This window comes from Paenibacillus taichungensis (assembly GCF_003287275.1).
GTDB lineage: Bacteria > Bacillota > Bacilli > Paenibacillales > Paenibacillaceae > Paenibacillus > Paenibacillus taichungensis_A.
Map to the genome: position 1 here is coordinate 142,349 of NZ_QEVW01000015.1, position 20,520 is coordinate 162,868.

17 protein-coding genes are annotated in these 20,520 nt (G+C 50.8%); 6 read left to right on the plus strand and 11 right to left on the minus strand.

From position 1 onward, the window contains the following. Window positions 1-88 precede the first annotated feature (88 nt). The 4 genes from DC345_RS22980 (at window position 89) to DC345_RS22995 (ending at window position 5,911) form a co-directional block, all read left to right on the plus strand. The gene (locus tag DC345_RS22980; RefSeq protein ID WP_113055114.1) at window positions 89-988 is read left to right on the plus strand and encodes a glucose 1-dehydrogenase; all 900 of its coding nucleotides are present in this window, start codon (window positions 89-91) and stop codon (window positions 986-988) included. A gap of 202 nt (window positions 989-1,190) precedes the next feature. Continuing rightward, on the plus strand, window positions 1,191-2,801 hold the full coding sequence (locus DC345_RS22985) for a gamma-glutamyltransferase family protein (RefSeq protein ID WP_113055115.1): 1,611 nt from the start codon (window positions 1,191-1,193) through the stop codon (window positions 2,799-2,801). Window positions 2,802-3,223: 422 nt separating this feature from the next. Further along, complete coding sequence (locus DC345_RS22990; protein WP_258530770.1) at window positions 3,224-4,231, plus strand: BMP family lipoprotein; 1,008 nt, start codon at window positions 3,224-3,226, stop codon at window positions 4,229-4,231. A 27-nt stretch (window positions 4,232-4,258) separates the two neighbouring features. Beyond that, a complete protein-coding gene (locus tag DC345_RS22995) occupies window positions 4,259-5,911 on the plus strand; it encodes a methyl-accepting chemotaxis protein (protein ID WP_113055117.1) in 1,653 nt (550 codons plus the stop codon). A 611-nt stretch (window positions 5,912-6,522) separates the two neighbouring features. Here the strand turns inward: DC345_RS22995 and DC345_RS23000 are convergent. The 3 genes from DC345_RS23000 to DC345_RS23010 all read right to left on the minus strand — a co-directional run bounded on the left by DC345_RS23000 (window position 6,523) and on the right by DC345_RS23010 (window position 9,646). Beyond that, window positions 6,523-8,193: an NAD(P)H-hydrate dehydratase gene (locus DC345_RS23000; protein ID WP_181586702.1), complete on the minus strand. Its 1,671-nt coding sequence runs from the start codon at window positions 8,191-8,193 to the stop codon at window positions 6,523-6,525. 141 nt (window positions 8,194-8,334) lie between these two features. Further along, on the minus strand, window positions 8,335-8,967 hold the full coding sequence (locus DC345_RS23005; protein WP_113055118.1) for an NAD(P)-dependent oxidoreductase: 633 nt from the start codon (window positions 8,965-8,967) through the stop codon (window positions 8,335-8,337). Between the two features lie 265 nt (window positions 8,968-9,232). Beyond that, a complete protein-coding gene (locus tag DC345_RS23010; RefSeq protein ID WP_090999435.1) occupies window positions 9,233-9,646 on the minus strand; it encodes a GNAT family N-acetyltransferase in 414 nt (137 codons plus the stop codon). 216 nt (window positions 9,647-9,862) lie between these two features. Between DC345_RS23010 and DC345_RS23015 the strand changes: the two genes are divergently transcribed. Further along, the gene (locus DC345_RS23015; protein WP_113055119.1) at window positions 9,863-10,783 is read left to right on the plus strand and encodes a hypothetical protein; all 921 of its coding nucleotides are present in this window, start codon (window positions 9,863-9,865) and stop codon (window positions 10,781-10,783) included. 148 nt (window positions 10,784-10,931) lie between these two features. Here the strand turns inward: DC345_RS23015 and DC345_RS23020 are convergent, their stop codons facing one another. From DC345_RS23020 to DC345_RS23045, 6 genes are all read right to left on the minus strand, one after another. After that, window positions 10,932-11,171 (minus strand): YezD family protein, encoded by a 240-nt coding sequence (locus tag DC345_RS23020; protein ID WP_113055120.1) that lies wholly within the window; start codon window positions 11,169-11,171, stop codon window positions 10,932-10,934. Window positions 11,172-11,397: 226 nt separating this feature from the next. Continuing rightward, a complete protein-coding gene (gene cysW / locus DC345_RS23025) occupies window positions 11,398-12,273 on the minus strand; it encodes a sulfate ABC transporter permease subunit CysW (RefSeq protein ID WP_063566190.1) in 876 nt (291 codons plus the stop codon). A gap of 40 nt (window positions 12,274-12,313) precedes the next feature. Next, a complete protein-coding gene (gene cysT / locus DC345_RS23030; RefSeq protein ID WP_063566191.1) occupies window positions 12,314-13,150 on the minus strand; it encodes a sulfate ABC transporter permease subunit CysT in 837 nt (278 codons plus the stop codon). Between the two features lie 82 nt (window positions 13,151-13,232). Then, the gene (locus tag DC345_RS23035) at window positions 13,233-14,312 is read right to left on the minus strand and encodes a sulfate ABC transporter substrate-binding protein (RefSeq protein ID WP_113055121.1); all 1,080 of its coding nucleotides are present in this window, start codon (window positions 14,310-14,312) and stop codon (window positions 13,233-13,235) included. A 479-nt stretch (window positions 14,313-14,791) separates the two neighbouring features. Beyond that, window positions 14,792-16,666 carry a rhamnogalacturonan lyase gene (locus tag DC345_RS23040; protein WP_113055123.1) on the minus strand — a complete coding sequence of 625 codons (1,875 nt, stop codon included), beginning with the start codon at window positions 16,664-16,666 and terminating at the stop codon, window positions 14,792-14,794. A 248-nt stretch (window positions 16,667-16,914) separates the two neighbouring features. Then, window positions 16,915-17,970: a lactonase family protein gene (locus DC345_RS23045; RefSeq protein WP_113055124.1), complete on the minus strand. Its 1,056-nt coding sequence runs from the start codon at window positions 17,968-17,970 to the stop codon at window positions 16,915-16,917. Between the two features lie 326 nt (window positions 17,971-18,296). Here DC345_RS23045 and DC345_RS23050 point away from each other — a divergent pair, with 326 nt between their 5' ends. After that, window positions 18,297-18,980: an S-layer homology domain-containing protein gene (locus DC345_RS23050; protein ID WP_113055127.1), complete on the plus strand. Its 684-nt coding sequence runs from the start codon at window positions 18,297-18,299 to the stop codon at window positions 18,978-18,980. Between the two features lie 115 nt (window positions 18,981-19,095). Here DC345_RS23050 and DC345_RS23055 read toward each other — a convergent pair whose 3' ends face one another. Together DC345_RS23055 and DC345_RS23060 are read right to left on the minus strand one after the other, a co-directional pair. Then, window positions 19,096-19,722 carry a nitroreductase family protein gene (locus DC345_RS23055; protein WP_113055128.1) on the minus strand — a complete coding sequence of 209 codons (627 nt, stop codon included), beginning with the start codon at window positions 19,720-19,722 and terminating at the stop codon, window positions 19,096-19,098. Window positions 19,723-19,969: 247 nt separating this feature from the next. Beyond that, the gene (locus DC345_RS23060; protein ID WP_113055130.1) at window positions 19,970-20,434 is read right to left on the minus strand and encodes an Rrf2 family transcriptional regulator; all 465 of its coding nucleotides are present in this window, start codon (window positions 20,432-20,434) and stop codon (window positions 19,970-19,972) included. Between the last annotated feature and the right edge of the window lie 86 nt (window positions 20,435-20,520).

The window sequence follows — 20,520 nt, forward strand, 5'->3', positions numbered from 1 at the left end:
TGTCCTTCTTCCTCCTACCGCACCTTCTTCTGGGCGAATGCATAGATTAGGCGTATGAACTAACGTGTGCGAGGAGGAAGTAAAACGAATGAATCCTGTATATCCTTTTTACGGTGAGAAAACGGTGTGCAAGCCACAAAATCTGGCTTTCCCTCCCCAGCATCAGGACCAGCAGCCAGGTCTGGAAACCCTAATGGTACCTGAACCAATCAGCGAAGATCCTGCTTATATTGGCAGCTGCAAGCTGAAAGGCAAGGTTGCGATTATTACCGGTGGTGACAGTGGAATCGGCAGAGCTGCAGCTATTGCTTTTGCCAAGGAAGGTGCAGATATCACCATCGCTTATCTATATGAACGGACCGACGCCGAAAGGACACGTGAACGTATTGAAGAGCTGGGACAACGGTGTCTGTTAATCGAGATTGATCTGCGGTTGAAGAAAAACTGCGAGGCTGTCATCCGTACGACCATGGAAACCTTCGGAAAGATCGACGTCCTGGTCAACAATCATGGCGTCCAGTACGTACAGCCAAGCATTGTCGATATTACGGAAGAACAACTGTACCATACGTTCCAGACGAATGTTTTTGCCTATTTCTTTCTTATTCAGGCGGCTCTCCCCCATATGTGTAAGGGTGCTTCCATTATTAATACAGCTTCCATTACGGCCTATAAAGGTAACGTGCAGCTGATTGATTACTCCTCCACCAAAGGGGCTGTGGTCTCTTTGACACGGGTACTCGCCAAATCACTCGCATCCGAAGGAATCCGGGTGAATTGCGTGGCTCCGGGACCCATCTGGACCCCACTCATTCCATCCAGCTTTTCCGCTGAAGATGTCCAGGTATTTGGAACCGAGACGCCGATGGGCCGGGCAGGCCAACCTTATGAACTTGCGGCTGCCTACGTCTATCTCGCTTCCCGCGACTCCTCCTATGTCACCGGTGAGTGCATTCATGTCAATGGCGGCGACATGGTAACGACCTAGTCATCTGGAGAACACCGCAAATCTTTGAAAAAATATAATGGCACTGATATGAATGCAACTGTATCCTCCCTATTCACGGGCTATGTCAGGTTGGATTTCGCGTTGGCAGCAGGAGATCACGTTACCTGTTCCGAAGAGGATTAGGAGTATTTGTCCGGCGAGCCGGAACCTGACATCTTGCGATAAGGAGCTGAACAACCTGATGAACTACGATCCACTCTACCAACCGTATCCGTCTTACCGCGTGCCCGTTTATGCCAAACAAGGCATGGTCGCCACTTCACAGCCTTTGGCTGCACAAGCGGGTCTGGATGTGTTAAAAAAGGGCGGCAACGCCATTGATGCCGCTATCGCCACCGCTGCTGCGCTCACCGTGCTGGAGCCAACGTCCAACGGCATTGGGGGCGATGCCTTTGCCCTCGTCTGGACCGAGGGCAAACTGCATGGCCTGAATGCCAGTGGGCCTGCGCCTCAGAGTATATCGATTGAGGCGCTCAAAGCGGCAGGCCATTCGGAGATGCCGAAGCTTGGGGTTATCCCGGTGACGGTGCCTGGCGCACCGGCGGGTTGGGCTGAGCTGAGCCGCCGATTCGGGCGGCTTACGCTGGCGGAAGCGCTGGAACCGGCTGTCCGCTACGCGGAAGAAGGTTACCCGCTTGCGCCGGGGCTGGCGCGCCATTGGGCACGGGCAGCCGACATTTATGCACGCCAAGGCGATGCGGAAGCGGGGCGTGCATGGTTTGAGACATTTGCCCCAGGCGGGCGTGTTCCAGCTGTAGGCGAGGTGTGGCGTTCGCCGGATCATGCGGCAACCCTGCGCCGGATTGGCGAGAGTGGAGCGAGAGACTTCTATGAAGGGGAACTCGCGGGGCGCATTCATTCTTTTATGGCAGAACACGGAGGTTACCTGACCAAAGAAGATCTGGCTGCATTCCAGCCTGAATGGGTTGATCCGATCTCGGTCTCCTATCGCGGATATGACGTCTGGGAGATCCCACCGAACGGTCAGGGGCTGATTGCTCTGGCAGCGCTCAATCTGCTGAAGGGCTTTGATTTTGAAGAAAAGGAATCCGTCCTGGCATACCACAGGCAGCTGGAAGCCATGAAGCTGGCGTTTGCCGATGGGGAGAAATACATTACCGAGGAACGCAAGATGGGCGTAACGGTACAGGAATTATTATCCGAAGCATATGCAGACGAACGGCGCAAGCTCATTGGTGATATGGCACTTCCGCCTGAAGCAGGCGACCCAAGGGCAAGCGGGACGGTGTATCTTGCAACGGCAGATGGTGAGGGCAACATGGTTTCCTTCATTCAGAGCAATTATATGGGCTTCGGCTCCGGGCTGGTTGTGCCGGGTACAGGTATCGCCCTGCAAAACCGGGGGCATAATTTCTCGCTTGATGCGGATCATGCCAACGCACTGGAGCCGGGTAAACGGACATATCATACGATCATCCCGGGTTTCCTCACACGGGGAGATGAAGCCGTCGGACCATTTGGGGTCATGGGCGGTTTCATGCAACCCCAGGGTCACGTGCAGGTCGTCATGAATACGGTGGACTTCCACCTCAATCCACAGGCTGCGCTCGATTCTCCGCGCTGGCAGTGGACCAAAGGCAAAACGATCCTGGTTGAGCCCGGATTCCCTCAGCATATTGCACAGGCACTTGCCCGCAAAGGGCATGATATACAGATCGCTCTCGACCCGTCGATGTTTGGACGCGGCCAGATCATCTGGCGCAACCCGGACAATGGCGTATTGTGCGGCGGCACGGAAAGCCGGACCGATGGCTCGGTAGCAGCGTGGTAATACGCTGCAAGTACAGCTGAATGAGCGCGGGAACATAGCATTCAGGTACACTGTATATGCTGAGTGAACAGGGAAAACCGTTCATATATATGAATTTTTTGATTCATGATATGTAGTCATTCATCATTCGTTTGGTATCAGGAAAAGGCAAAGAGGAGACCTAATCGGTCTCTTCTTTGTCCTTTTTTTATCTTTCTTTTTCCCGTTGACCAGCAAGACGTAGTACAGGCCCTGTATCGAATCCATGCCTCTTCAAATGTAAATTCCATGTATAATTCATGGGTTTCATTGGAATTTCATTGAGTTTTCGTAAATTTTCATCCTTACCCATTATGGAGACTCTGCTCCCATCCGATATACATATAGAGGAATTGCTCACCTCACACGTTATCTCCATCTTATAGAAAAGAGGGCATACGCACATGAAAACACAATGGAAAATCAAATTCGGGTTCACCATGATGATGGTTCTGGTTGTTCTGATGCTGGGAGCTTGTTCGGCAGCAGATAAGGCGTCCCCCGCAGATCAGCGAACCAAAGTCGGAATCGTTCTTACGGATGTCGGCTTGGGTGATCATTCTTTCAGTGACGCATCTTTTGAGGGATTGGTACAGGCAAGAAACGAGAACAGTATTGTTTTTGATTACAAGGAACCGGGAAAGGATTTGACATCCGAGGCAGCTTTTGAGCAATTTGCGAAGGATAAAGTTGATCTGATTATTGGTCTAAGCGACACGATAAAAACAGATCTGGAGAAGGTTGCTCAGAAGTATCCCGATCAGCACTTTCTCATCATTGACGGGCATTCCGATCTCCCCAATGTGACTTCCATGTCCTTCAAAGCAGAAGAAGGCAGCTATCTTGCAGGGATCATTGCTGGCTTTGCAACAACCGAAGATCATGTAGGCTTCTTGGGTGGAATGGATATTCCGGTGCTTCACGATTTCCAGCAAGGTTTTGAGCAAGGTGTAAAGGCAGCCAATCCGGATGCCACAGTCCATGTCGTGTACGCCGGGGATTTTGGCAATCCTGATCTTGGAGGAAAGCTCGCAGCACAGATGATTCAGGAACAGCATGTTGAAGTCATTTACGTCGCAGCAGGATTGACAGGTATAGGCTCACTTTCAGAGATTCAGAGATTGGGTAAATACGCCATTGGCGTGGACCAGGATCAGTTCTTTTTAGCAGAAAAAGCAGTACTCACTTCCATGCTCAAAAATGTAGATGTCTCACTTCATAACGCCATTAATACGTTCATTCAGAACCAACATTCATTTCCCGAAAAAGAAATGTTCTATGGTCTGGCAGAAAATGGCGTAGGTTTAACCGCCCTACATAACATCACACTCACGGACGAACAACAGCAAACGTTCGAAGATTTGAAAGCACAGATCGCTTCCGGCAAAACCAAAATTACCCTAGATCAATAAACCAATTGCTAACATGGAGGCACGCTTATGAAATTGCAGGGAAAGCTGATATTGAATGCCATAGTATCGTTACTGTTATGCCTTTTGCTAGTAGCCTATATCATTATTCAATTGCTGAACATGAATGCCAAAAATCAAAATCTGGTGCCTGCCATGCTGAAGGTCACGGAGCTGAACGCTAACCAGATACAGACCGAGCAGGCACTCGATGTGTACTCGTTCTCCATGACAGCTGGCAATCAGGATAATGTAGCACGCTTGCTGAATGAAGGTAAAACCATGGTAAAGCAGCTCACAGAAGGCTTGCTGGAAACAGATGAACAGCTTCGCCTGATCCAATCCATCCAAACCAAATTAACGGCTCTGGACACGGGCGCCACCGAAGCCATTACAGCCATGAACAGTTCGGACGCCAAACGTTTCAGCTCCCGGGTCAAAGGCATACAAAATGATATCTACATGCTGGATGAGGTGACCCGGGATCGATATGACCAATACACAATAGATCTTGAACAAGACATTCAGCGGACCTGGCAGATCGCTCTCGCCGGAGCCATCATCCTGCTTGTCGCTGTTCTGCTGTTCAACATGTACACTTCACGAAAATTGGCGAGACGCATACGCAGCTTGAAGGAAGCCGCAGGACAAATTGCGAACGGCGATCTTACGCAGCAGCTTCCGGAGACACGAGGCAAAGATGAACTGGATGACTTAAACCGCTCCTTCCGTCTGATGACGGGGAACATACGCAGTATCATTCAATCCATCGGTGCCGCAGGAAACCGTGTGGATGGGATGGCGCAGGACATTGATCGCGGCAATGATACCGTGCAGGCCATTGTGCAGCAAGTATCCCGAACAACCGAAGAACTGTCGATTGGCAGTCAGAAAATTGCTGAGGATCTAAGTGACACGGTTATGGTCGTGGACAAGATGCAGCATATGTTTGAAAGCAATCTTCAGGCGACTTCACAATCGGCCATCTATGGTAACGAAGTTCTGACTTCTGTGCGAGAGGGACACATTGCCGTACAGGAACAGCTTCGACTGGCTGAAGTAAACCGGGTTGCGATGTCTGAGGTGGAAAAGACTGTCCAGGAATTGGAGGAGAGCGCCTCCCGGATCGCAACTATGACTGCCTATGTATCAGGTATCGCAACGCAGACAACCCTTCTCTCTCTGAACGCCTCCATCGAAGCGGCACGTGCAGGTGAAGCCGGACGCGGCTTTGCTGTCGTCGCGGGGGAAGTGAAGAAACTGGCGGAGCAATCGGAGCAATCGGTACAGCATATCTTTGCGGCTGTCGGCGAAATCACAGCGGCTATGGGCAAAGTGAAAAACTCTGTGACCCAGAGCATTCAGCTCTTTGCAGAACAGGAGCAGGCTACCGGGAAAACCGGCGAATCCTTCTCCGGCATTCGTCACAGTGTAGAGCGAATCAGCACAAGTATTAATCAGCTTACGGAGGACATGCAGCAGTCCAGTGAACTTAGCGCACAGGTTCAGCAGGCAATTGAAAATATAAGTGCGATCACCGAACAATCCGCTGCAAGCAGCGAGGAAATTACAGCTTCAACGGCTGAGCAGCAACGTTCGTTTGCCGAAGCAAGCACCAAGGTGAAAAGCCTGCGGGATATCAGTGCGGAGATGCATCAGGAGCTTCTACGGTTCCGGTTGTAGCTGAACCATGAATGAAGAAAGAAGCGGATGCATAAAAAGGCTGAAAGGGAATTCACTTCTTGGGTTTACGAAGCGATAACCCATTCTAACGAATCGAACACACCTTAATTGGCGGATTTGCGATGAATGCACAGTTTAACGAATTCCAGACACGCTATTCCTGTTATACGGGTGTAAATTCGGGCCAAAACCTGCCGATGTAGGATAATAACGTTGCTGTGATTCGTTAAACCGCAGATCAATGGAAAATTCGGCCAATAGCGTGTGTCTGGTTCGTTAAACGTTAATGGCACTAAAAAGGGATGTCCACGTCATGTTAATGACTATGGGACATCCCTTTCATGATGTTATGCATGGTTTAGTTGTTTCTGTTATGCGCAGGAGGAATGAAGGGGCACATGTACTTCTTGCTTGTACTTCTTGCTTGTACTTTTTGCGTATACCTCTTTTGTGTTCTTCCTGGCGTTCTTCCTGGCGTTCCTTCTTGCGAGCACTTCCTGTGCATACTTCGGTGCACGTTCTTCTTGCGAGTACTTCCTGTGTGTCCTTCTTGCGGTTCTTCCTTGCCGTTCTTCTTGCGTGTTACACACGGTCTTCACTCATGCCCCTAGTTACAGTGTATCCATGATATCCCCGGCTAGTAAGGATGCCGGATCACCGCGCAGCAGCGCGGCCCTCTCTCCTGCCTGGCCGTGTAGAAACACGCCAAAGGTAGCAGCCTGCTCCGCGCTGAGCCCTTGGGCAAGCAAACCGGCGATGATGCCGGTCAACACGTCTCCCGCACCGCCGGTTGCCATGCCGGCGTGCCTGGTGGTGTTGATATACGCCTCGCCGGATGGCGTTGCGATGACCGTGCGTGCTCCCTTGAGCACCAGGGTCACGTCCTGCTCGCGGGCGTACCGTGCAGCGTGTCCGATTCGGTCACGCTGCACTTCAGGGGTCGACATGCCCAGCAGTCGGCCCATCTCTCTGGGGTGCGGCGTCAGGATGGTCGCCGCACTTCGTTTTCCCCAGTCGCGTGGCCCTGTTGGGCCAGCGTCTGCCAGCATGTTGAGGGCGTCCGCGTCGATGACGAGCGGGCGATCCGAATGCTGCCACAGACGGCGCAGCCAGTCTGTGTCGCCCTTGAAGCGGCCGAGGCCCGGGCCGGTTGCGAGCACGTCGCGGCTTTCCGCGAGACGCAGCACGGCGTCGGCGGAAGCCGCGTTCCACTCGCCGCTGTCGCCACCTGCGGCGGCAGCGAGCATGAGCTCGGGCACGGTGCCGATGACATGCGGCAGCAGTGCCGCGGGCAGCGCCCATGTAGCGAGCCCGCAGCCAGCGCGCAGCGCGGCCTTGGCCGAGAGCAAGCCTGCGCCGCTCATCGGCAGACTGCCTGCGGCCAGCAGCACGTGGCCGTAAGTGCCCTTATGGCCGTCCGGTGCCCGGAGGCGGCCCGTATCCACGCGCAGCGCACTTCGCAGCACCTCTTCCGTCAGCAGACGGACCGAGGGGCTGTGCTCCGGCGCAAGCCGCGCGGGAATGCCGATGGAGCGCACCACGATGCGCCCCGCGGCAGATGCGCCCGGGTACTGCACCAGCCCGCGCTTAAGCAGCGCGAGACATACGGTCACCCGGGCCTGAATGCAGGGCTCATATACCTCCCCCGTGTCGGCATTCAGCCCGCTTGGCACATCGGCGGACACGACTGGCTTGCCGCTGTCGTTTGCCGCCGCAATCAGCGCCGCGTATGCTCCGCGCGGCGCCCCCCGCGAGCCGGTGCCCAGCAGCGCATCCACGATGCCTGTGCACCGGCTGAAGTCCACGGCATCGCGCCCGTGGACAAGGGCTGGGATGCCGAGCTGCGCTGCGGCATCCCGCTGCACTGCGGCTTCGCCCCGCAACGCATCCGGCGCATCGGCGTAAACCAAAGTCACGCCGAGCCCCGCCTCAACCAAATGGCGCGCCGCAACCAGCCCGTCGCCGCCATTATTACCCTTGCCGATCAGCATGTACCACTGCTGATCTCCGGGTTGCTCCATCACGAACGCCGGATCGGCGATGATGTCGCCACCATGACCTTGCCGATCCCCGGGCCCGGTGTGCGCCCGCTTCCGGTTACCATCGCTCAAGCGGTCCTGCTGCTCCGAACTGAGGCCAACGTCCTTTTCCCGGCACAGCCGGATAACTTCCTCGGCGATGGCTCTGCCTGCGTTCTCCATCAGACTGGCAGCAGGAATGCCTAGCTTGTGAATCGTATGCTCATCCACAGCTCTCATCTGTTCAGCGGTTACGATAAACAACGTTCATCCCTCCCCGGCGAAATTCACGGAAATTTACATCTTCGAATAGGTTAATGTCGCGATGCCTCTTTCGTTTTCCAAGCTGCTTCGCTTCATTCTAATATTCGCATCTGTTTTTTCCTGTCCTTTACTCTGTGACCCTTAGTACCCCACCGTAAACCGGGATTGAATAAATTGCGGATCATCCAGCTCATCCACCAAAGCCGCTGCAAAATCGCCAACGGAAATCGAACTCTCACCCAGATCATCGGTGATCACACGACTCATGCCCACCCGGAACAGACCTGTCCGTCTTCCTGTTGTGATCGTAGCCGCAGGACTCATGTAGGTCCAGTTGATATCCGATGCCTCAATCAGGTTATACGCATCAACATGAGCCTTCGCCAGTGGTTTGACTTCCTCTGGGAATCCAGGTGTGTCCATCAGCATTTCTCCAGAATCCGTAAGCAAGCTTCCTGCTCCACCCACGACAACCAAACGTCCTGCTTTTCCACGCCGAACACCCTCAATTAATGAACGTGTAACTTCCAGCATCTCTTCCTCCGCACCAAACTTCGGTCCATAGGCACTCACAACAGCTTCCTGCCCTGCTGTAAAATCGGCAACCTGGTCCGGGTTAAGCAAATCCCCCTGTAACACACGCAAACGCTCATGCTCCATCTCAACCTTCGAAGGATCACGAACAATCGCCGTTACCTCATGTCCGCGGTCCATTAACTCCCATAGTATCGTCTTTCCAATCGCTCCGGTTGCTCCAAAAATGGCAACTTTCATATCAAATCCCTCTTTTCAGTAGATATCATCTTGTCAACTTACCGTTATTTTAATACTTAATCCCATTGTTATATACCTTAAACGGCTCACGCCATCTTAAACCCTCTTCATCTACTTGTAAACCATCGCCAACAAATCTCTTCTATTCCCCAATTCAAACGAAAAAAGCCGCAATATGCGGCTCAACATCAATTCCCTCATATTAAAATGAGGTTGTGGGTCATTCCTCTTCACTTTTTGACAACCTGCAGCTTTATTTCGCTTCCTATTCCCCTTGTCTCCACCACATACCTTCCGATTTCGGACTGGTGTAGGTGAAGCCAAATTGAGCGTACAGACGATCGGCAGGAACATCTGCCAGCAGGCTAACCAAGCCACGAGCAGGCACATGTTCGCGCAAATAATTCATGATCTCGCTCATGATCAATTTGCCATATCCTCTTCCCTGCTGATCAGGGCGCACAGCGATATCCACCACCTGAAAGAAACAACCACCGTCCCCGATGACCCGGCCCATGCCTACGATTTCATTTTCTTCACGCAGACATACGGCAAAAAGACTATTGGGCAGCCCAATCTCCGCTCCCTCCTTGCTCATCGCACTAAGACCTGCGCTTTTCCGTAACGCTAGGTATTCTGCCGCTGAGGGCGGTGTATGTTCAATGTTGATCTGGTCCATAGCTCATGCTCCCTTCCTATTAAACCAATGATTATGTGTAGAATAAAAGAATTATGGAAATTACATCTTCTTTGCTTGGGTGCTCATGTCCTTCTTATAACAGTAAATTCCTACTGTTCCTGCTTGAATTCACGCAATTCCTGTGTAATAGTGAGAGAAAGCTTATGTGGACCGTGTTTCATGCTACGCTACAGTTTTTGCAAAGGAGGAACCATTGTGCTTCAACGCTGGATTCTTGCTCTATTCTCATATCCGGGCTTCGTGGCGGTATTACTCGGAATGATCGCTGTGCTGCTTGGTCTCTACGTGTGGTCAGCAACTGAGGTCAGACGAAGCCGTGATAGGCGAATGCACGCGATACGAGACACACTATACATAAGTACAACCCTACTTGGACAACTCACAGCCAAAGAACATCGGAATGTTGCTATAACGGAACATGAGCATCATGAACTGATAACTGCCATGCTGTCCTGCAGAACCGCAGTACATCTGTCTCCACAGCTTCAGGATCAGATCCGCAGCTGTATCATCGATGTGGATCCCGCCAGGCTCGCATTGATGCACAGGGCTCTGGAACGAGAGAGTGCAGCCTTGTCCGATGAATTGAATCGTTACGTACATCCAGACCATTGGGGAAAATCAATCTGGAATGTCATTCGTCCAGCTGCCGAGCCCACCGCTGTCGCCGCTGTACTGTACCTAATTGCTGATTTTGTGTTTCGTCAACAAGGTCTGTTGTATCCTTTCTGGCATTCCTGGTTCAATGCTTTGCCATGGATACGCTTTGTTTCCTTAATCATCACGGTGTTCTATGGTTATCTGCTCTGGTCCAGCCCAAGACAGGGTTCATCGGGCACAGTAACCAAAGCACTTGTTACTCTAATTGCGCTGTGCTCGCTGCTTCATCTGATCGGACTTGCTGCTGCTCCCTACGCATTGGGATTGCAACTCATCCTGTTCATCTCTGGCTTCAGCCTGACAGGAACGCCTTCTCGCAGTGATCGCCCGTACGCGGGACACACCGATTCGGATAAGGAATTGAATAGCAGTACAGAAGTACATGAGGATGAGAACCTGGATATGGAGCTAAACCTCTATAAACCGCGCACATCTGGAGCCATTTCTGAAAAGTGAACCTCTCTGTTAACTTGATTCGCCTGCATCATCAAAATCAGTTCATTCAAAACCGAAAAAGAGAAGCCCGGAAAATCGGCGGCTTCTCTTTTTCGGTTTCTACTATTTTTTTGCATTATGCCTAATCCAATCATGAATTACATGAAGCCTATCCCTTCGCGCTTGCATTCGATGAGCGCAATGAACGGGGTGAGCTGCCTCGTGCAGTGCTGCCGGATTTGGAGGCGCTGCCGGAGGACGTATTTTCAAAACGTTTACGTTCGGTCCGCTCCATCTGCACAATCTGGCCTTCGTGCACAACGATGTGTAACGAGCCAAACTCCATGTCATTCAGTTGTCCGGCAATTCGATCCATCCATACCTCATCCACTTTTAACGGCTTAGCCATAGAGCCGCCTCCTCTTCTCGGGCTACTGCCCGCTATATTCCTCAAGTGCGCTGTCATCCAACCCGACTTATAATTCATTCTTATCCAACCTATATACTTGGTTTATACATTAGCAGGGCTTCCAGTAGCTGTCAATCCGAATTTTCATGAAGTTTAAACAAAATCCATTTTCATTCGGAACCCTCTTCAAAACCAAGATGATCGGCATGGATACAGGAGTCGTACATCATTTTTCGGGAATCGTTTTATGACCCAACCAGCTCTTGAGCAGCAACGTTGCCAGAGCCAAAATCAGCAGCAAGGAGGCGACGGCAAACGAAGCAGAGAATTGATATTCGTTATACAGGATCTCGACATGCAGCGGCAAGGTGTTGGTCTCCCCGCGAATATGTCCCGATACAACAGACACGGCCCCGAACTCGCCCATCGCCCGTGCATTACACAGAATAATGCCATACAGCAGTCCCCACTTGATGTTGGGAAGGGTCACGTTCCAGAAGATCCGCCACCCGGAGGCCCCAAGCGTAACTGCCGCTTCTTCTTCCCTCGTGCCTTGATCCTCCATCAACGGAATCAGTTCTCTGGCGACAAAAGGAAACGTAATGAACAATGTTGCGATGACAATGCCGGGCAGGGCAAAAATAATTTTGATATCATGCTCGGCCAGCCAAGGTCCAAACCATCCATTCGAACCAAAGACGAGGACAAAGATTAACCCGCCTACGACAGGCGAGATCGAAAAAGGTAGATCGATCAGGGTGATCATGAGTCCTTTGCCCCTGAATTGGAACTTGGTAATGACCCACGCTGCCGCCACACCGAATATCGTATTGAGCGGTACGGTGATCCCGGCAACCAGCAGCGTAAGTTTCAATGCCGACATCGCGTCCGGCTCGGTAAGCGCGGCGATGTAGACACCCCAGCCTTGCTTTAACGCCTCCATCAGCACGATCACCAGCGGCAAGATGAGCAGCCAGAGCAACACCAGACTTGCCAATCCGATCAACAACCATTTGACCCATGGTGCTTCCGTAGTTGCACGGTTTGGCCCAGGCCCGGTTCGCACACGGGAAGCAGGCGTCAATGGAACGGAACCCGCCATATTCTGTACCTCCTTTTGGTTTAGGTTGGTTCACTGCTCACTAAGCTCTGCCTGCCTTTCGGCTCCAGCGTTGAAGTGAATTAATGATCAAGAGCAGGACAAAAGAGACCAGCAGCAGCAGCAAGGCTACCGCCGTAGCTCCCGCATAATCGAACTGCTCCAGCTTCGCCATGATCAGCAAGGGCGCAATCTCCGTTTTCATTGGCATATTGCCTGAAATAAACACCACTGAGCCATATTCGCCAATACCTCGGGCAAAGGCCAAAGCAAAACCTGTCAGCAGCGGCGGGATCAGATCCGGAAGCAGAATCTTCCGGAATATCCGCCATCTTCCCGCTCCCAGCGTAGCCGCAGCTTCCTCCACCTCCGTCTCCAGTTCCTGTAATACTGGCTGCACTGTGCGCACCACAAACGGAATCCCGATAAACATCAGCGCGAGCGTAATGCCCGCCTGTGAATAGGCCAGCTTGATGCCCAATGGCTCCACAAACTGCCCAATCCAGCCATTTCCGGCATACAGCGCCGTTAAGGCAACCCCTGCCACTGCCGTCGGCAAGGCAAAAGGCAGGTCAATGACGGCATCAAACAGTCGTTTTCCCGGGAACTCATACCGAACGAGTACCCAAGCCAGGAGCAGCCCGAGGACCAGATCAATCAGGGCCGCTGCACCTGCAGTCAGAAAACTCACTTGGAAAGAAGCCAGTACCCGGGGATTGGTCGCCACCTCAATCAATGTGGACCAGGTCAGCCCTGTGGAGTTAAACAAGAGCGCTGCCAGTGGAATAAGTACAACCAGGCTCAGGTATAGCACACTGTAACCCATCGTTAATCCGAATCCCGGCAGTGTGCGACTCCGGGCCACCATCACCTTGCTCATGCACGTTCATCCTCTCTGCCTTCAGTCGGTCGGACTGGTTGGCCGCTTACATGGTCACGCAACAATATCGACGTCAGATGCATTAGCTGCCCGGAACATAAATCTGGTCAAAGATACCGCCATCATTAAAATGCTTGGCCTGGGTATCGCGCCATGTGCCAAATACATCGTTCAATGTGAACAGCTCAAGCTGCGGGAACTGATCCTTGAACTTTTCCTTCACACTGTCCAGGGTTGGGCGGTAATAATTTTCAGCAGCAATGGTTTGCCCCTCTTCACTGTACAAATATTTCAGATAGGCGTCCGCCACTTCGCGGCTGCCTTTTTTGTCTGCATTTTTATCTACAATTGCTACAGGTGGTTCAGCCAAAATACTGACCGAAGGCACAACAATGTCGAATTTGTCCGGACCCAGCTCTTTAACTGACAAGAAAGCCTCGTTCTCCCATGCAAGCAGTACATCACCAATACCACGCTCTACAAACGTAGTTGTCGCTCCACGTGCTCCAGAGTCAAGGACAGGCGCATGTTTGAAGAGCTCTGCAACAAATGCTTTGGCCTTCTCTTCATCATTGTTGTTATGTTTGAGCGCATATCCCCATGCCGCCAGATAGTTCCAGCGTGCCCCGCCGGACGTTTTCGGATTTGGGGTAATGACCTGGGTATCTCCCTTGATGAGATCATCCCAGTCCTTAATGCCTTTCGGATTGCCTTTGCGTACCAAAAATACGATCGTTGATGTATACGGGGAGCTGTTGTGCTCGTATTTGTCCTGCCACCCCGCATTAATCAGACCTTTATCTTCAATAGCATCGATATCGTATCCCAATGCCAACGTAACCACATCCGCGTCCAGACCATCAATGACGGAACGACTTTGTTTACCTGACCCACCATGAGACTGCTTAACCGTTACTTCCTGACCTTTCTCTTTCAGCCAATAGGCCGCAAACGCCTTGTTATATTGCTCATAGAGTTCACGTGTCGGATCATAGGATACATTCAGCAACTCGATCGCTTTTGCCCCTTCTTTGCCGCCTTCCGTTCCACCCGATGTTCCTGCCGCATTCGTGCCACCGCTTTCCGATCCGCATGCCGCCAGTACCCCTGTTAACACCAATGCCAGACCAACCAGAATACCCTTATGAATTCTCTTTTTCATAGATAACACTCCCCCCGAATGGATTTGCAAGATTACCTCAGCAGGCTGAACAGCACGGAACGCACCGAAAAAAAACAAAAAACGGAGGAACCCCCGCGCACTTCTCCCTCATAAAGTCATGCCAGCCCAAAGGCCGTGTATGCTTCATCCAGGATTGATGCGCTGCGGTGTTCCTCCGTCTATACGGTGAGAACGTTATTCTGTTCACGTTACGATCTCTCATGTGACTGTAAATGACTGCTTCCGCAAATAGAGCGTAGTCATTTTTATTATTCCTACCTGTTTAGTGAGTTATATACGTATCATAAGGGCAGTACATATGACTGTCAAACGTTTTTTTCCGATTTCTACCGGATATCTGTGTAAATGGAAGAAAAAGAAGAACAACGGACCAAAGTCCGTTGTTCCCTATTCAGCGGTAAGTTTTATTCGCTGCAACATCATTCCTTGAGTTTGACATGAAATCATGCACCTTCCTCCTATTTACCTGCATACCGGATATTCGGTACAGGAGGTGTGTTCATGCCATCTCCCAAATAAAAGCCCGTGTGTGGCGGCTGGTTATAGGCTACATTTTGCCAAGCTATACCCAGACGGTATACCGGATCATGCATCAGGGTGTAGATTCGTTTGTCCGTAACGGCTGTTGTCGTGTAGATACGGAGCGCAGAGCTGTCATTGGTCCGCCATACCACTTCTTCTCGCCAGTCTCCAAACAGGTCGGCCTGCAGATTCGGTGTGGATTTTGTTCCATTATTGGAAGAAACACCGGAAGCGGTCAGCAGATTCACCGTTTTGCTATTGGCGTAATCCCATTTATCAATCCGGTTGCTGTCCAGCAACTCACGAAGCAGATCACCGTCCCACCAAATTCCAAAATTCGTGGAGGAAGGCAGGGTTGTCCCCAATTTCTGCCCTTTGGCTGTATACAAACCACCATCTGCCCACACTTCGGCACCCTTGTAACGCGGATCAATATCAGCTGCCATGCCACGTCCGATATCTTTTGTCGTAGGTACGCCCCAGATCAACTGACCTGTACGCGCATCACGGAATTCCACTCCGGCATTGGACGGGGTCTCATGCACCTGGAATACCTCAAGTCCCGCACGATCCGGGTCCAGATCACTAAGATGCATCGCATCCCCATGATGAAGCCCTGTCGTGTAGAGTCCTTTGCCGTTATCATCCACTGCCATCGCTCCGTAAACGATTTCGTCTTTGCCATCGCCATCTACGTCTGCAACGCTCAGATTGTGGTTGCCCTGTCCTGCATAACCTGAATTACCTGACGTGTTGGAGTCAAACGTCCACTGCTTGGTTAGTTGTCCATCTCTCCAATTGTACGCCACCAGCACAGTCCGAGTGTAATAACCGCGTGCCATGACCAGACTTGGCCGCTCTCCATCCAAATACGCAATCGCCGCAAGGAATCGATCGACCCGGTTGCCATAGTTGTCTCCCCAATCGGACACATTGCCGCGCGCCGGTTCGTAGTTCACCGTGGAAAGTGCTTTGCCGGTCTGTCCATTGAAGATCGTAAGAAACTCAGGCCCGGACAGAACGTATCCGCTGGAATTACGATAATCCTTGCTGGCATCCCCGATGACTGCTCCCGTTCCATCCTTCGTTCCATCAGCCGTTTTCATCGCCACTTCGGCCTTGCCGTCTCCGTCCAGATCGTACACCATAAACTGGGTATAATGAGCACCCGCACGGATATTTTTGCCCAGGCTGATACGCCACAGGCGTGTTCCATTCAATTTGTAGGCATCGATAAATACTTCACCCGTGTAGCCGCTTTGGGAGTTATCCTTGGAGTTGGACGGGTCCCACTTCACGATCAATTCATACTCGCCGTCCCCATCCACATCGCCCGCACTCGCATCATTGGCACTGTACGTGTAGGCCACACCATCCGGTGTTGTACCTCCTGCGGGCACACTGAGAGGTACTGACAAATAATTATTGCCCCATACGCTCGCTGCCGCCGAAGCAGCCTGTTCGGTTCCGCTCACTACGGCTCGAACCGTATATTTGGAACTGCTTGTCCCGTTTGCATCCTGGAGGTTGGTGCTGTTCGTTATGGGTGATGCGTTTACCTTGGTTCCATCCCGATAGACATTAAACGATACATTCGACCCTTCCGTACCTAGAAGCCGCCAACTGACGAACACACCTGTGCCCGTCTTCACTGCAACTACACCGCGGTCCAGAAACTCCATCTGGCGGGCACCCGCAGCATGAGTGACCGAAGTGTCTCCAAGACCCAGCGAAGTAACCAGTAGCGCAGAACTCAGAAGGGACACACCTGCGGTCCGCAATGTACGCTTCCATAACGATCGTTTTCCCATAAAGCCATTGCCTCCCCAATCGAATTGGTAAGCCCGATGCCCTTGGTAGCGCCATCTCATATCAATGTAAGCGCTTTAATATACTCATTTTAAATTAAACATATAATTCCATCTATAGGTCTAATTTAGTAATTTTATGTATGATAAAAAGGAAAAAAGCCGAAAGATGAATCTTTCGACTTGGATGCTTCATTCTCGCACACTCGATCGGAACCCGGACGTAACAAAGAATGTTGTGTCATCTCACCTTATACTACTGGAGCAATACACACTGGACGTGGTATCTCCAATTTGAATCCGTTGTGTGTCAGACGTCCATCTTCACCATTGATCTGAAAAGCAACGAGATTGTTGCTGTCCTGATTGGCGACCAGCAGAATGCCACCTGGCAGCAAGTTAAAGTTACGCGGAGTCTGACCAATAGTGGAAGTCCACTCTATAGCCTCCAACTTACCGGATTCCTGGTCAATATGATACAGCACAATGCTGTCGTCCCCACGATTGGAAGCATAGAGGAAACGGCCACACGGGGATACACGGATATCCGCTCCCGTCCCTTCACCAGAATGCCCTTCAGGCAGTGTGGTGATATGCTGTAACGTAGTGAACTCACCTCGACGCTGATCATACATGAACGCCGTAATGGTGTTACTCAATTCATTAATCACATAGGCCCATTTCGAGTTGGGGTGGAAGACGAGATGTCTCGGTCCGGAGCCTGGAGGCTGATTCATCTCACGGTGCGTTACCAAGCGGCCTTCTTCCTGACGATACACAATAATCTGATCCAGACCCAGATCACAGACAATGGCATATTGACCCGAAGGGTCTGGTTGAATGGAGTGGGCGTGCGGCCCTTCCTGACGGTCGTCATTCTGCCCTCTTCCCGTATGCTCAATCAGCGCACTCATTTCTTCAAGCGTGCCTTGATCCCCTACCGGGAATACGTTCACACTGCCACTGCTGTAGTTCGAAGTCAGCACCCACTTGCCATCCTCCGTGACAGATATATAACAAGGCGATGCGCCCTTCGTCAATTTGCGATCCATCAAATGCAGCTCACCCGTTGCAGCATCCCTGCGATAGACCAGCACCTCTCCCTCATCTGTCTCACTTACCACGTACAGAGAGTTCCCATCCGGAGATAAGGCCAGATACGATGGATTTTCTACTCCATCCATATGATTTACAATCCGCAACTCGCCTGTATCCTTGTTCAACGCACAGAGAAATATTCCCGGTTGATCTGCGGATGCATAAGTACCTGTATAGAAAAAAGCTTCATTCGTTGCTGTTGTTTCCATCGTTTCATTCTCTCCTTATTGATTCAAATGATTGATCTCACACTCTAATTACATGCAATTATAAGAAGTTGTATCCCGAATAGTTGATTCCACTTGTTATGTACTTACCCAAATCACAGACTTTTGCTTCAGTGGTTATCTTTCCTCACCATAATACAAAGTGTAAGGCCTTACAATAGTCCATTCCCTTTGTACATATTCCAACGGCATTTCTTGTAGAAAACCAATGGAAAATTACAGCAACCTTTTGAGGAATAGGGTCGTCTATAGGGACAAATAGCTTTTATACAAAGGGATACTCCCTGGAAAAGTGAGGCGAACCTGTCATGAAAAAAAACATATTGGCTGCATTAACAGCCGGAGCAGTACTCTCCCTTTCTCTGAGCGCGGGTCCGATTCATGCAGCTCAAGCAGAATTTACTGATATTCAAGGTATTACGGGGGCAGACAAGATTGAATCCCTTCATCAGGATGGCTTAATCAAAGGCGTGAGTGATAGCTTATTTAAACCGGAACAAGAACTCAACACAGCTCAGGGAATACAGCTTATTGCTGATGGTCTCCATCTGAATTTGGACACGATTCGTTTTGTCAAGCAACCTCTGCCAAGTGACTACTTCTCCAACGTAAAAGATGGCGTATGGTACAGTGATGCTTTTGTCCGTGCTCAGTTTAATGGTATTAAGATGTCCAACGACATCGACCCTTCCAAGCCGCTAACCCGTGAACAGTACACCCTTTTCTTGATGCAAGGCATTGAAGCTAAAGGCGGCCTGCCGATGATTAACATCAAGCCTGTAGATATCACGGATGAGAAAGAGCTTACGCCAGAATTTCAAGGTGCGGTTCAACGCTCCCTTGTCTTGAAGATTAATACGCTCGATACCGAGGGCAACTTCAATCCGAAGGAAACGATTACCCGCGCCGAAGCTGCGGTTATGATGTATAACGCAATTGAGTACCTGGAAGATTTCAATGCACCGAAAATCCCGGAAACACCAGAGAAATAATGATCCACTGTCATTTTAAATACCAAACAGCCGCATGTTTCCCTCTAGTGGGGACATGCGGCTGTTTATGTTATATCTATTGATATCTATAGCGATAACTGATCTAAAATCAGTCTTAGAAAGAACCTTTAACTACAACTTCTGACAACGGGAAACGACCTGACGGACGAGCTGGAACTGCAGCTTTACCTACAGTGATCAACAACGTTGGCAAATAACGCGCAGGGATGTTGAACGTTTCGATCAATTGTTGCGGGTTGTAACCACCCATTGGGCAAGTATCATATCCCAGGGAACGTGCAGCAAGCATAATGTTCTGTGAAGCAAACGATGCATTACGGATCGCTTCATCGCGAGCGATTTGCGGATTTTTGTAAGCACCATTGATCTGTCCAACCAATGCGTCACGAACTTCAGAAGGGATTGCACCTGCTTCAACAGCCTGATCATAAATCACGGCGTTGCGGTTCGCTTCCAGATCCCCGAGTACAGCGATCGTAACGGAACTGTCTGTGATTTGACTTTGGCCGTAAGCGATTGGCAGCAACTTGGCTTTGTCTGCTTCGGATTCGATCACGAGGAATTTCCAGTGTTGCAGGTTCCATGAAGACGGTGCTTCGGAAGCGGCAGTCAGGATAGCGTTCAAATCTGCTTCAGGCATAACAAAACCACTTTCGTACTTTTTGACAGCGTGACGTTCGTTAATCACGCGAAGTGTTTCATTGTTTTCAATGCTGGACATGCGTTCCACTCCCCAAGTTCTTTTTATTTTTTTACGTTCGTAAGGCCCAACTCTACCGAGTTCTCACCTTCCGAAAATAACATCAGCGCAGACGATCGCTTCCATCTGTGTTCACGTTATGCCCGGAATCGCCTGAAACATCAACGGATCTTACACCCGGAGCAAACGCCCTTGTATAGCCTGTCCACTATGCCTGACAGCAGCAGTCCAAGGCCAGATCATGAAGAGCTGTTAACGATCAGTTCTGTCATGACCTATCCTTCATGGACAAGGGTTCCATAGACAAAGAACATTCTTTCCCATTACCGATACGATGCTTCACATCCTCAATGGATATACGGTCAAAATAAGCGCTTAATGCTTCTTCGCCTCCATCGTAGATGCTTCCCATTACATCCTGCATATTGGAAGAAACAACGCACGTTGAACCAGTTTCTCCCGAGCACCAACTGGGACCCAGTGATCCACCGGCTACCAGTCTGTACAATTCTCCAAGCTTTATTTCTCCACTCGGACGGCTGAGCAGATATCCACCATGAGCACCTTCCTTGGTGGTCAGGTATCCGTGCTTCCGCAGCACACTAAGCACCTTGCGTACTCTGGCTGGATGCGTACCCACACTTTGAGACAAGTCTTCACTATTGGCCATACACTCATCCTTCATGGACAGAAAGACCAGACAGTGTACAGCAATGGTAAATTCACTGTTCATTACTTACTCCCTTCCCGGCATATCGTTCACCGATGAACATTCAATCCAAGGTAAGTATAACTGTTATTATAGGAATAACAGTTATG

Coding starts and splice junctions, on each gene's coding strand:
- DC345_RS22980 (WP_113055114.1), top strand. CDS start 89: ATGAATCCTGTATATCCTTTTTACGGTGAGAAAACGGTGTGCAAGCCA.
- DC345_RS22985 (WP_113055115.1), top strand. CDS start 1,191: ATGAACTACGATCCACTCTACCAACCGTATCCGTCTTACCGCGTGCCC.
- DC345_RS22990 (WP_258530770.1), top strand. CDS start 3,224: ATGAAAACACAATGGAAAATCAAATTCGGGTTCACCATGATGATGGTT.
- DC345_RS22995 (WP_113055117.1), top strand. CDS start 4,259: ATGAAATTGCAGGGAAAGCTGATATTGAATGCCATAGTATCGTTACTG.
- DC345_RS23005 (WP_113055118.1), bottom strand. CDS start 8,967: ATGAAAGTTGCCATTTTTGGAGCAACCGGAGCGATTGGAAAGACGATA.
- DC345_RS23010 (WP_090999435.1), bottom strand. CDS start 9,646: ATGGACCAGATCAACATTGAACATACACCGCCCTCAGCGGCAGAATAC.
- DC345_RS23020 (WP_113055120.1), bottom strand. CDS start 11,171: ATGGCTAAGCCGTTAAAAGTGGATGAGGTATGGATGGATCGAATTGCC.
- cysW (WP_063566190.1), bottom strand. CDS start 12,273: ATGGCGGGTTCCGTTCCATTGACGCCTGCTTCCCGTGTGCGAACCGGG.
- cysT (WP_063566191.1), bottom strand. CDS start 13,150: ATGAGCAAGGTGATGGTGGCCCGGAGTCGCACACTGCCGGGATTCGGA.
- DC345_RS23035 (WP_113055121.1), bottom strand. CDS start 14,312: ATGAAAAAGAGAATTCATAAGGGTATTCTGGTTGGTCTGGCATTGGTG.
- DC345_RS23040 (WP_113055123.1), bottom strand. CDS start 16,666: ATGGGAAAACGATCGTTATGGAAGCGTACATTGCGGACCGCAGGTGTG.
- DC345_RS23045 (WP_113055124.1), bottom strand. CDS start 17,970: ATGGAAACAACAGCAACGAATGAAGCTTTTTTCTATACAGGTACTTAT.
- DC345_RS23050 (WP_113055127.1), top strand. CDS start 18,297: ATGAAAAAAAACATATTGGCTGCATTAACAGCCGGAGCAGTACTCTCC.
- DC345_RS23055 (WP_113055128.1), bottom strand. CDS start 19,722: ATGTCCAGCATTGAAAACAATGAAACACTTCGCGTGATTAACGAACGT.
- DC345_RS23060 (WP_113055130.1), bottom strand. CDS start 20,434: ATGAACAGTGAATTTACCATTGCTGTACACTGTCTGGTCTTTCTGTCC.